Source organism: Blautia sp. HA8986 (assembly GCF_056504635.1).
In genome coordinates this window covers 604379-617238 of record NZ_JBWLUQ010000003.1, presented here as the reverse complement: position 1 = coordinate 617238, position 12860 = coordinate 604379, and the positions used below count along the sequence as shown (strand labels likewise).

General features: G+C 46.9%; 6 protein-coding genes and 3 rRNA genes. All 9 read right to left on the bottom strand.

Translation table 11 applies throughout. The annotated features are described in order from the left end of the window. A 23S ribosomal RNA gene (locus AC04Q4_RS17545) occupies positions 1–2688 on the bottom strand; the annotation flags it as partial. Between the two features lie 329 nt (positions 2689–3017). Further along, positions 3018–3137 (bottom strand): 5S ribosomal RNA (rrf, locus tag AC04Q4_RS17540). 122 nt (positions 3138–3259) lie between these two features. Continuing rightward, positions 3260–4789: ribosomal RNA gene (locus AC04Q4_RS17535) — 16S ribosomal RNA — on the bottom strand. Between the two features lie 935 nt (positions 4790–5724). Then, positions 5725–6000, bottom strand: coding sequence for a metal-sensing transcriptional repressor (locus AC04Q4_RS17530; protein WP_173756030.1), 276 nt, complete (start codon positions 5998–6000; stop codon positions 5725–5727). A gap of 127 nt (positions 6001–6127) precedes the next feature. Beyond that, a complete protein-coding gene (locus AC04Q4_RS17525; protein WP_195455341.1) occupies positions 6128–7819 on the bottom strand; it encodes a type 2 periplasmic-binding domain-containing protein in 1692 nt (563 codons plus the stop codon). Then, the gene (locus AC04Q4_RS17520) at positions 7806–9497 is read right to left on the bottom strand and encodes a histidine kinase (protein WP_476389391.1); all 1692 of its coding nucleotides are present in this window, start codon (positions 9495–9497) and stop codon (positions 7806–7808) included. Before AC04Q4_RS17520 ends, AC04Q4_RS17525 begins: the two co-directional genes overlap by 14 nt. Continuing rightward, positions 9487–11025, bottom strand: a complete 1539-nt coding sequence (locus AC04Q4_RS17515; protein ID WP_173737526.1) for a response regulator transcription factor — start codon at positions 11023–11025, stop codon at positions 9487–9489. Before AC04Q4_RS17515 ends, AC04Q4_RS17520 begins: the two co-directional genes overlap by 11 nt. A gap of 89 nt (positions 11026–11114) precedes the next feature. Then, positions 11115–11951 carry a carbohydrate ABC transporter permease gene (locus AC04Q4_RS17510; RefSeq protein WP_173737525.1) on the bottom strand — a complete coding sequence of 279 codons (837 nt, stop codon included), beginning with the start codon at positions 11949–11951 and terminating at the stop codon, positions 11115–11117. Continuing rightward, positions 11951–12799, bottom strand: coding sequence for a carbohydrate ABC transporter permease (locus AC04Q4_RS17505; protein ID WP_243873821.1), 849 nt, complete (start codon positions 12797–12799; stop codon positions 11951–11953). Before AC04Q4_RS17505 ends, AC04Q4_RS17510 begins: the two co-directional genes overlap by 1 nt. Positions 12800–12860 lie beyond the last annotated feature (61 nt).

Genomic DNA, 12860 nt, shown 5'->3' with positions numbered 1-12860 from the left:
CCAACCGGTCCACCAGCGGTCCGTCCATCCCGGTCCTCTCGTACTAAGGACAGCTCCTCTCAGATATCCTACGCCCACGCCGGATAGGGACCGAACTGTCTCACGACGTTCTGAACCCAGCTCGCGTACCGCTTTAATGGGCGAACAGCCCAACCCTTGGGACCTACTACAGCCCCAGGATGCGATGAGCCGACATCGAGGTGCCAAACCACTCCGTCGATGTGAACTCTTGGGAGTGATAAGCCTGTTATCCCCAGGGTAGCTTTTATCCGTTGAGCGATGGCATTCCCACTTAATACCACCGGATCACTAAGCCCTACTTTCGTACCTGCTCCACCCGTCGGTGTCGCAGTCAAGCTCCCTTCTGCCTTTGCACTCTTCGAATGGTTTCCGTCCATTCTGAGGGAACCTTTGGGCGCCTCCGATACCCTTTCGGAGGCGACCGCCCCAGTCAAACTCCCCGCCTGGCATTGTCCCACCGCCGGATTACGGCGGCTGGTTAGAAGCCCAATATCACAAGGGTGGTATCCCAACAGCGGCTCCGCGGCAACTGACGTTACCGTTTCTCAGCCTCCCACCTATCCTGTACATGCAACACCGGACCCCAGTGCCAAACTGGAGTAAAGCTCCATGGGGTCTTTCCGTCCTGGCGCGGGTAGCCAGCATCTTCACTGGCACTTCAATTTCACCGGATGTATTGCCGAGACAGCGCTCAAATCATTACGCCTTTCGTGCGGGTCGGAACTTACCCGACAAGGAATTTCGCTACCTTAGGACCGTTATAGTTACGGCCGCCGTTTACTGGGGCTTAAATTCAAAGCTTCGACTTACGTCTAACCTCTCCTCTTAACCTTCCAGCACCGGGCAGGCGTCAGCCCATATACCTCACCTTTCGGTTTCGCATAGACCTGTGTTTTTGCTAAACAGTTGCTTGAGCCTATTCTCTGCGGCCTGCTCTCGCAGGCACCCCTTCTCCCTAAGTTACGGGGCCATTTTGCCGAGTTCCTTGGCAATACTTCTTCCGCCGGCCTTAGGATTCTCTCCTCATCCACCTGTGTCGGTTTACGGTACGGGTACAGTATAAACAATAGCGGCTTTTCTTGACGCATGGCTCACGGGCTTCGCTACTAAAATTCGCTCCACATCACGTCTTCCCATTGCATGGCGGATTTTCCTACCATACTGGTACCTCGCTTGTACCGGACTTTCCATTCCCGGCTCCCGCTCTCCTTACGTGTCCCCACAGTTCTGTTATACTGCAGTACAGGAATATCAACCTGTTGTCCATCGGCTACGGCTCCCGCCCTCACCTTAGGTCCCGACTCACCCAGGGCAGATCAGCTTTACCCTGGAAACCTTGGATATTCGGCCTAGAGGATTCCCACCTCTATCTCGCTACTCATTCCGGCATTCTCTCTTCTATACAGTCCACAGCTCCTTACGGTACTGCTTCTTCCCATATACAATGCTCCTCTACCAATCCTTTCGGATTCCTTAGTTTCGGTGGCGCGTTTCAGCCCCGGACATTTTCGGCGCAGGACCTCTCGACCAGTGAGCTATTACGCACTCTTTGAATGTATGGCTGCTTCTGAGCCAACATCCTGGTTGTCTTCGAAATCCCACATCCTTTTCCACTTAACGCGCACTTTGGGACCTTAACTGTAGGTCTGGGCTCTTTCCCTTTTGACCGCCCAACTTATCTCGTGCAGTCTGACTCCCGGTGATATCTACACGGCATTCGGAGTTTGATATTCTTCGGTAGGCTTTGACGCCCCCTAGGAAATTCAGTGCTCTACCTCCGCAAGACTCACACCGAGGCTAGCCCTAAAGCTATTTCGAGGAGAACCAGCTATCTCCGGGTTCGATTGGAATTTCTCCCCTATCCACACCTCATCCCCACCCTTTTCAACGGATGTGGGTTCGGTCCTCCACTACCTCTTACGGCAGCTTCAACCTGGACATGGATAGATCACCCGGTTTCGGGTCTACTCCTACTGACTCTGGCCCTCTTAAGACTTGGTTTCCCTACGGCTCCACACCTGAAGTGCTTAACCTTGCCAGTAAGCGTAACTCGCCGGACCGTTCTACAAAAAGTACGCGGTTGTGCATATAAAGCACTTCCACAGCTTGTAGACACAGGGTTTCAGGTTCTCTTTCACTCCCCTCCCGGGGTCCTTTTCACCTTTCCTTCACAGTACTATGCGCTATCGGTCACTAAGTAGTATTTAGCCTTAGGGGGTGGTCCCCCTTACTTCCCACAAGGTTCCTCGTGTCTCGTGGTACTCCGGATCCTGCTCAGTCAGCTTGGCTTTCACGTACGGGGCTTTCACCCTCTGTGGCCGGCTTTCCCAAAACCGTTCTGTTAACTTCGCTGAATCTTAAATGCAGTCCATGACCCCGGCATGCACGCACACCGGTTTAGGCTCCTCCGCGTTCGCTCGCCGCTACTTACGGAATCGATGTTTCTTTCTTTTCCTCCGGGTACTTAGATGTTTCAGTTCCCCGGGTTCCCTTCCATACGTTATGGATTGGCGTATGGATGCATGAGGTCTTCTCATGCGGGTTTCCCCATTCAGACATCTCCGGATCACGGGATATTTGCTCCTCCCCGAAGCTTTTCGCAGCTTATCACGTCTTTCATCGGCTCTTAGTGCCAAGGCATCCGCCCTGTGCCCTTATTGCTTGACCTTTCGCTTCATCACCCTAGCGTAGGTGATGCGGTCTCTTGATTCTCTGTTGTATCACGCTACTCGCGTATCTTACAACGTGTGTTTGATTACTCTGTTCATAACAGATAAATCGATGTCTTCCTATCTTTGCGTTTGCATTAATTTCTTAATACTTTGCGTTTAAGGATATTTGATTAACTTAATCAAATTTCATGTATGCAGTTTTCAAGGTACAATGCTGACTGATGTTTTATCAGCCATCTGAAAGGAAAATAGCTTTTTCTCTCAGATCACTGGTAAAACCAGCATCTATTCTTATCAGGATCTACTCCTGCTTTTCTTTTTTTGATCTGGCAGCCCACCTGCTCTCCCACACCGTCTCCAGTGCAGTACCATCGGCCGCTTGGGTCTTAACCGTCGTGTTCGGGATGGGAACGGGTGTGTCCCCCAACCGCATCGGCTACCAGAAATATCGTTATTCAGTTGCCTTGATAACTCAACAGTAAAACACATTTCTTTTCTCTACTTTTTTCCGTTTTAGTTGGATTGATTCAGCCGTTTGCACAGCCTACTGTATCCAATTTCCTTAGAAAGGAGGTGATCCAGCCGCACCTTCCGATACGGCTACCTTGTTACGACTTCACCCCAGTCATCGGTCCCGCCTTCGGCAGCTCCTCCCTTGCGGTTAGGTCACTGACTTCGGGCGTTACTGACTCCCATGGTGTGACGGGCGGTGTGTACAAGACCCGGGAACGTATTCACCGCGGCATTCTGATCCGCGATTACTAGCGATTCCAGCTTCATGTAGTCGAGTTGCAGACTACAATCCGAACTGGGACGTTATTTTTGGGATTTGCTTACCCTCGCAGGCTCGCTTCCCTTTGTTTACGCCATTGTAGCACGTGTGTAGCCCAAATCATAAGGGGCATGATGATTTGACGTCATCCCCGCCTTCCTCCAGGTTATCCCTGGCAGTCTCCACAGAGTGCCCACCTTATATGCTGGCTACTGAGGATAGGGGTTGCGCTCGTTGCGGGACTTAACCCAACATCTCACGACACGAGCTGACGACAACCATGCACCACCTGTCTCCCCTGTCCCGAAGGAAAGGAACGGTTAAGTTCCGGTCAGGGGGATGTCAAGACTTGGTAAGGTTCTTCGCGTTGCTTCGAATTAAACCACATGCTCCACCGCTTGTGCGGGTCCCCGTCAATTCCTTTGAGTTTCATTCTTGCGAACGTACTCCCCAGGTGGAATGCTTAATGCGTTTGCGGCGGCACCGAAGAGCTTTGCTCCCCGACACCTAGCATTCATCGTTTACCGCGTGGACTACCAGGGTATCTAATCCTGTTTGCTCCCCACGCTTTCGAGCCTCAACGTCAGTTACCGTCCAGTAAGCCGCCTTCGCCACTGGTGTTCCTCCTAATATCTACGCATTTCACCGCTACACTAGGAATTCCGCTTACCTCTCCGGCACTCAAGACGGGCAGTTTCCAATGCAGTCCCGGGGTTGAGCCCCAGCCTTTCACATCAGACTTGTCCATCCGTCTACGCTCCCTTTACACCCAGTAAATCCGGATAACGCTTGCCCCCTACGTATTACCGCGGCTGCTGGCACGTAGTTAGCCGGGGCTTCTTAGTCAGGTACCGTCATTTTCTTCCCTGCTGATAGAAGTTTACATACCGAGATACTTCTTCCTTCACGCGGCGTCGCTGCATCAGGGTTTCCCCCATTGTGCAATATTCCCCACTGCTGCCTCCCGTAGGAGTCTGGGCCGTGTCTCAGTCCCAATGTGGCCGTTCACCCTCTCAGGCCGGCTATGGATCGTCGCCTTGGTGGGCCGTTACCCCACCAACTAGCTAATCCAACGCGGGTCCATCTTATACCACCGGAGTTTTTCACACTGAGCCATGCAGCTCTGTGCGCTTATGCGGTATTAGCAGCCATTTCTAACTGTTATCCCCCTGTATAAGGCAGGTTACCCACGCGTTACTCACCCGTCCGCCACTAGAATTAAATCATATCGACCGAAGTTTCAATAAAATAATTCCCGTTCGACTTGCATGTGTTAAGCACGCCGCCAGCGTTCATCCTGAGCCAGGATCAAACTCTCTGATAAAATGTTTGATTCATTTACTCAAGACAACCGTTTGGCTATCTCTCGTTTTACTGCTAAATAGGTTGTAACTCCGATTTGCTTCCGCTCATCGGAGCAGGTTCATGCTTTCGCATTCACCCGAACCGTTCTTTAAATGTAAAGAAATTTTCGAGAATCGTATGTGTTTCACTGTTTAGTTATCAAGGTTTGTTGTGTCTGTCTCTCAGACAGCTCGTTTATTTTATCTCATCTCTTTTTGTTTGTCAAGCACTTTTTTAAGTTTTTTTCAAACATTTTCGAGTTAAGATTTTGTTGCCGCTTTGTTGGCGACTTGGATACTTTATCATATCTTCTGTCTTTTGTCAACTGTCAATTTCATTTTTCTGAAATTCTTTTTAATTGTTTGTTTTTCAAAAACAATTATTTGCGACAGCTCAGTTATAATACCACTGGGAGTTATGCTTGTCAACCATAAAATTCAAATTTTTTTGATTATTTTGTTTGTTAGTCTAAATGTGTTAATTTCCATTGGCATGGAGAGGCCACTGGCTACGCACGTCACACTATTCTAACCGCATCGTCATACCAATACCGCTTCACCCTCACACTACTTCCCACAACCCAGGACAGGGCGCGAATCGCGTCCGCATCCGTCCTTCACCCAATTGACTACCAGCCGTGGAGCTGGGGTCTGGCCGGGCAACTCTGCAGGAGGGTCGAAACTACTTGGGCTGCGGGGAGCGGCGTTATTTTCAAAAATCCTGCTGTCTGAGCGACGCAGGAGCGAGTTCAGGATTTTTGGAAATGGTTTTAGCCGATCCACGGAGTCCTAGTAGTTTCCCCCGACGAAGCCCTGCCCGGACAGACCCCAGCTCCACGGCGTACGTTCGTTAATAACCACAAAAAAAGCAGGTAGCTCCGCACTGCTCCTGCTAATCTTCACTATTCACACTCACTCACTTCATATTAGCGAATCTCTCCACAGCCTTAGTAAAACTCTCTATCGTCTTATCCGGATCTCCATGGGTGATTCCATCCCGTACACAATGCTGGATATGACCCTCCAAAACAACCTGTCCCACCTTATGCAAGGCCGACTTTGCCGCATTTATCTGAGAAAGAATATCCTCACACGGAATATCCTCATCTACCATCCGATCAATAGCCTGTACCTGTCCAACAATCTTCTTCAATCTTCTGTGAAGGTTATCCGCATCCATACACTGCTTCATACTACTACCCCCATTATGCAAAGTTCATTTCATTTATTATTTTAAAGGCCTCTAACTTTCTTGTCAAGTTTTTCTCACACCCAAACATTTTTTCCGGAAAAGCAAAAAAAGCCCAGGACATACCATCTCAGTCTGTCCCGGACATTTTTCCACTGCGTACACTCTCAGTCAGAGCCTCGCCGCCTTTGCGATACCACTCCTTAACAAACGTATCAAAATAGCTCACAGGCTTTTTCCCCATAATAATCTGGATAAAAGCCTTCTTCTCCAGTTGCTGCAAAATCTGCGGGATCTCACTGTCCCCATCACCCATATATTTTCTCTCCGGTGGATGATAAGAGGCATCTACAAGAAGTCCCACAGCCGTGATCCTGGATTTATAGGCAGCCCACTCCTCCACAGACGGAGAATCTGTGCCGAGATATTTTTTGCATGCATCAAAATACGAAACCTCGATAGCACTAAGCTCCTCCCGCATCCTGGAACCGTAAAGAGCCTCCCTGATATGCCTTGTCACCATATAAGTAGCTTCATTATAATCCACATTGATCATCAGCGGCCTGGCCGTAGGATCTACATTCAAAGCAAAATAAGCATTCATTTCCTCTGTATCATCAGCCTCATACCGGGAATAATCAAACAGCACACTCAAAACCTTCATCACGATTTCCGGATGCTCGTATCCTTTGCGCACAACTACATATTTATTATCCCGAAATGTAGAATATACTTCAACCTGCCGCCTGGCACCAGAAGTCAGGTAATAAGGCTGCCAGTCCGCGTCTTTATTCTGACGGTACTCATCCATCAAAGGATTGTTAGGCGTCCACCAGAGCCCAAAAAAAGCCCCGCATTTTCCCTTCACAACAAGATCACGGATATTATTCTGTGCACGCAGTGCAAAATCCGGATCCAGAATCCCTCTGCTATAAAGATCATGCAAACAGGACAACGCATTCTTCGTCTCTTCAGTCAGCGATCCATACACGATCTCCCCCTCAGGATTACGGATCCACTGTTCAGGATAAGCCCCGAAATTTTCGAATATGGCATCCATGGAATAACTGGTACTGACAGTTCCCACAAGACCCGGATCACACACCAGACCTACCGGTTCTTCATCTCTCTCTGCGCCCATCCGGTTCTCCTGAAAAGCCTGGATCACAGAAAAAGCATCCTCCAGTGTTTTCGGCTCTGTAAGTCCCAGCTGTTCTATCCAGTCACGGCGGAGCCACAGAAGCTGCGGACCGTGATCAATGGCAGTTTCCGGAAGTGCAAGAAGCTTCCCGTCAAAAGTTCCGGATTCCAGAAGCTCATCTCCATAGCTTTCATACATCTCCCTGATCCTGTCTGATGCACAGCTTTTGTATACATCTGTCAGATCTTCGATCAGATCATTTTCAACCAGTTCCTCCAGTGTTTCCCTGTCCGACACCAGAAAAATATCCGGCAGATTCCGGTCTTTTACCAGAATATTCAAAGCCTCATCATACCCCTCTTCACTTTCCATGAAAATATTCTTATTCTGTACATTGAGGATTTTTTTCAGATACCGGGTATAGGCATTATTCTCATATGTCTCCCCCTCCGGTAGATTGGAATTGCCGGTGCCCTTCATCTGACCCAGGGTGTATGTCACTGTCTCAGGATATTTTCCCAATGGAGAAGTTTCAGCTTCCTTCCATGCCTTCTGCCTCTGTGCCATCTTAGTTCTCGTGTCTGCATCCTGGCTTTTTTTCTCGCCGGAAGTACACCCTGTAAGAAAAAGCACTGCACTTAGTATCAGAAGCATTCCGGTTTTCAGCTTAAGCCTTCTCATCTTTTTTCTCCTTTCCCGGAATTCTCATCTCAACCCTGGTTCCTTTCCCAACCTGGCTTAAGATCCTAATGGCATATTCCTCTCCATATAAGATACACATACGGTCATTGACATTCTTTAATCCATAACCTTTGGCCTGGTAGGTGATCAGCTTCTCGGCCTGCTCCTGCTCCATTCCCATTCCATTATCATCTACCCGGATCACCACGTCACTGCCATCCGCAAAAAACGAAAGCCGAAGGATTTTTTCCCCTTCTTCCTTTACATCAAGACCATGCTCCAGCGCATTTTCGACCACCGGCTGCAAAATAAGCTTAGGTACCAGTTCCTGCTGCACCTCCTGATCGATCTTCCATTCCACTTTAAAGTCATTATCATGCATGATCAGCTGGATTTCCAGATAAGCCTCAATATTCCGGATGCAGTTCTCCACAGTCACCATATCAGCACCTTTACTCAGCGCAGTCCGATAAAAAGTAGAAAGAGCCAACGTTACACGGCTGATCTCCTTCTGCCTGCTTTTGATGGCCATCCAGTTTATAATAGAAAGAGAATTATACAAAAAATGAGGATTGATCTGTGCAGTCAGAGCTTTCAGTTCAAATTCCTTAAGCGCGATCTTATTCTCATAAACTTCTTCGATCAGCCGGTTGATCTCATCCATCATATGATGGAAGCTCCGTATCAGCTGACCCACCTCGTCCTGTGAATCGCTGTAAACCGTAACCTCTCGGCTTCCCTGGTTGACCTGTTCCATATTTCTGGTAAGCAGTTCAATATTTCTGGTAAACAATTTGGAAAAAGTCATCCCCAGAACAATAATGATCACAACGCAGAGGCCGATCAGCGGGATTTCACTGATCAGAAGTTTGGAGACAGAGCTCTCAATCACTGCAGGCGGCTTATAAAAATAATAAGTCCATCTCGTTTCGTGGCCGCTGGTGCTGACATAAGCATATTCCTCCCTGAGCCTGTCCAGCATTTTTTCGGTACTTTTCTGCGCGGAAATATCGCTGGCAGCCAGATTTTCCCCGTGGTAAACCACATTTTTCTGCTTATCTACCACTATGCCGCCGGAATTTCTCTCAATAATATTGGCAAGAGGCCGGAAAACTTTTTCATAATCAAGAGTAATGCAAAGAACTGCGTCACGTTTTTTTTCGTTATAAATCTCACGCACAGCTGCAATCTGCCGATTGTCACGGTCTACGATCCACTGCGCCATCACACTTCCGTCCAGTTTGCTGCTCCACCATTCCCCGTACATCTCATCCAGCGGAACCAGCGTATATTCATGGCGTACCGGAATGCTCTCTGCAAAAAGCTGTATTCCAAGAATGGCATCGTGATAGGATTTCGGCACAGTAAGAAGTGGATCTACTACCTCTGTATACTGTTCATAAGCGGTATACCGGTCCATATCCTTATTCTCGATCACTTCCAGAATCTCCGGAGAATAAGTGAGATAATTTAGAAGACTCACATAGATCTCCATCTGGCCGTCAATACTCTCTCTTATCTGCTCCAGTATAGAATACATATCTTCCATCTCATTTTCCCGTACAAGACTGCTCATACGGCTGTGGCTGTACAAAGCCAGAACTGTCATCGGAACAAGGCTGGCCACAACAAGAAGAATCGTTAGTTTGTACCGGTATTTCATATTTTTATACTTCATCAGAAGCTTCTTCATCCTCACTGTTTCCCTTTCTGTAGGACTCCGGGCTGCTTCCGTAATATTCCCGGAAACTGCGGCAGAAGTATGACGAATTGGTAAAACCTACCTTTTCGCTGACCATAGCTACTTTCATGTTCGTTGTACGCAGAAGCTCTTTTGCTTTTTTCATGCGGAATACACGGATAAAACGGTTCAGGTTCATTCCTGTCTCCTTCTTGAAAATAAAGCTTAAATAGCCGGAAGAAAGATAAACTTTTTCCGCCAGTGTTTCAAGATTCAGATCCTCTGCATAATGGTTGTAAATATAGTTCTTAACTGCTGCCACCTCATCTCTGGATTCGCTCATGGAACGATCCAGGAACTCTTCGTACTGATGAATATTTTTCTCCGTAACCTCAATGATCTCCTGAATGGTAGAACAGCTATACAGATGATCCACTTCCAGATCCAGCCTGTGCTCACCCGCAAAACGATTCTCCTGGAACAACTCCCTTATCACATTGGAAAAAACAAATTTCACATACATGGCAGAAAACTGGGTATTGGACTGATATTTAGATGCCAGACTGCGGAAGTGGCTCCACAGCTGCTTCACATCTTTTCTGGAAATATCTTCTGAAATTTTTTCCATGAGTCTGGAATCTTGTTCTTCTTCCCGGGTATTTTTTTCCGCATCTTCCTCACTGGTGTAAACATGGATATCCGGATGATAGAATTTCTCTTCCATCTGCTGTTCCAGCTGCTCCATAATGTCCGGAAGCTCCTGATATCCATCAAAACGTCTGCTCACTGCCAGGTGAAACCTCACAGAATGCAGTCTTTTCAGAAGAGTGTAGACATTTTTTGCCACAAGTACATAATCGCAGTATACATCTTTGAAAAGAAGCAATGACTGACGGCCGTTCAGATTCAGGTAAAAAAATGATCTGCGCAGCTCTTCCATGATTTCCTCCGGAACCTCATCATTCGCAGACTCAAAAAAAGCTTCATCTGATTCAATAAGGATCGCGCAGTGCCATTCCTTCCACATTGCCAGATCCACGATCCCCTCTGCTTCCTTCAGCCGTTCCTGGTCTCCTGAATAGATAAAGCTCAGAAGAAAATATTGCTGCAGAAAACTTTTTTCTTTCATCGACTGCTGTTCTTTGTCCTTCCGGGATGTAATCTCTGCCTGTATTTTCTGAATCGTCTCATGAAAACGATCCGGATCAACAGGCTTAAGTACATAATCTGTCACACCATAACGTATCGCTTCCTGTGCAAACGAAAAATCTCCATATCCACTGAAAATGATGATCTCCAGCCCCGGATACTCTTCTCTTGCTTTTTTGGAAAGCTCCAGCCCATCCATATGCGGCATTTTGATATCTGTCAGCATCAGATCAATCTTATGGCTACGCAGCTCATTTAACGCCAGCTTTCCATTGGCAGCCTCATAAATCTCCCACTCACCTTCTTCCATAGACAGCAGAAATCTGATTCCCTCTCGTTCCAGCTTCTCATCATCTACCACCAAAACTCTGTACATTCCCCACCTCGCCAAATATGGCCTGATCCACGTAAAGACACGCAGATCAGGCCGTTTTTCTTTCATTTTACCATTATTCAGTTGATTTGTCAGCCCTTAACAGCTCCTGCAACCACACCTTCGATAATATATTTCTGGCATGCAAGATAGAATACAATGATAGGAATAATAGAAAGGACAAGAACTCCCATCATAGCTCCCATATCAATCGTACCATAGCCACCCTTCAGATACTGGATCGCAATGGAAATTGTTTTGTACTTCTTGATATCAAGTACCAGATATGGAAGAAGATAATCGTTCCAGATCCACATGGTTTCCAGAATTGCTACTGTTACACAGGTCGGTTTCATAACCGGAAGAACTACTTTAAAAAATGTCTGAATCGGAGTACAGCCATCGATCATGGCAGCTTCCTCAATCTCGATCGGAATGGATTTTACAAATCCGCTGAACATAAATACCGCAAGTCCTGCTCCATATCCAAGATAAATGATGATCAGTCCCCACGGAGTATTCAGTTTCAGAATGTTTGCGATCTTGGAAAGGGTAAACATTACCATCTGGAATGGTACGACCATGGAAAACAGACACAGCATGTACATGGTTTTTGTCAGCGTGTTGGTAACACGGTTGATGTACCAAGCACACATGGAGGTACAGAGCAGAATTACCGCAACCGAAAATACTGTGATAAATAATGTCCATCCAAATGCCTGGAAAAATCCGGTTTTTGTAAGACCATTTACATAGTTTTCCAGACCTACGAACATTTTATCCGTTGGGATTGCAAAAGGATAACGGCTGATGTATGCTTTTTTCTTAAAAGAATTGATCAAAACCAGAAGAATCGGGAAAATATAAGCAACAGATACCACGCTCAGGATCGCAGTCCACAGACCGCTGAATTTTACTTTTTTATTCATTACTGCTGTACCTCCTTACTTCTTGTGAGACGATTCTGGATCATGGCAATTGCTCCAACCAGGATAAAGAAGATCACGGCCTTCGCCTGTCCTACACCTTCCCATCCGGTACGTCCATAGAAGGTATTGTAAATGTTCAGTGCGAGCATTTCTGACATGTTGGAAGGCTCACCATTTGTAAGGGCAAGGTTCTGATCAAAAAGCTTGAAGGAGTTGGTAAGTGTCAGGAAAGTACAGATAGTGATGGACGGCATGACCATAGGAATGATCACATGCTTCAGAAGCTGTCCTTTGTTTGCACCATCAATCTGTGCAGCTTCGATCAGTTCACCAGGAATGTTCTGGATACCTGCGATGTAAATGATCATCATATATCCGATCTGCTGCCAGCACATCAGGATCACAAGACCCCAGAATCCGTAAACTGATGAATATGTAAGTGTTTTATTAATCTGAAGAAGCAGACCATTTAACAGAAGCTGCCATACATAACCAAGGATGATACCACCGATCAGGTTTGGCATAAAAAATACAGTACGAAATACATTGGTTCCTTTGATTTTCTTGGTCAGAAGCAATGCAACTGCAAAACCTATCACATTGATCAGAACAACCGATACAACCGTAAATGCAGTAGTGTACCATAATGCATGTCCGAATGTTCCATCCTCAGTAAAAATCTTCACATAGTTCTGTAATCCCACAAATTTTGCATCCGTTACTGTGGTAAATTTACAGAAGGAAAGATATACGCCCATGATAAACGGAACAATAAATCCAATGGTAAATGCCAGCAGGGTAGGCAGGACAAAAACCGGAAAATACTTTTTCATCATCTTATTCTGCATGTTTTCTCTTCCTTTCTCCTGAGGATGCATCCTTCCCTACTTTACGCACCCTCTCTTCATT

Excerpts from the sequence above, each read along its gene's own strand:
- AC04Q4_RS17530 (WP_173756030.1), bottom strand. The coding sequence starts at position 6,000 with ATGAAGCAGTGTATGGATGCGGATAACCTTCACAGAAGATTGAAGAAG.
- AC04Q4_RS17525 (WP_195455341.1), bottom strand. The coding sequence starts at position 7,819 with ATGAGAAGGCTTAAGCTGAAAACCGGAATGCTTCTGATACTAAGTGCA.
- AC04Q4_RS17520 (WP_476389391.1), bottom strand. The coding sequence starts at position 9,497 with ATGAAGTATAAAAATATGAAATACCGGTACAAACTAACGATTCTTCTT.
- AC04Q4_RS17515 (WP_173737526.1), bottom strand. The coding sequence starts at position 11,025 with ATGTACAGAGTTTTGGTGGTAGATGATGAGAAGCTGGAACGAGAGGGA.
- AC04Q4_RS17510 (WP_173737525.1), bottom strand. The coding sequence starts at position 11,951 with ATGAATAAAAAAGTAAAATTCAGCGGTCTGTGGACTGCGATCCTGAGC.
- AC04Q4_RS17505 (WP_243873821.1), bottom strand. The coding sequence starts at position 12,799 with ATGCAGAATAAGATGATGAAAAAGTATTTTCCGGTTTTTGTCCTGCCT.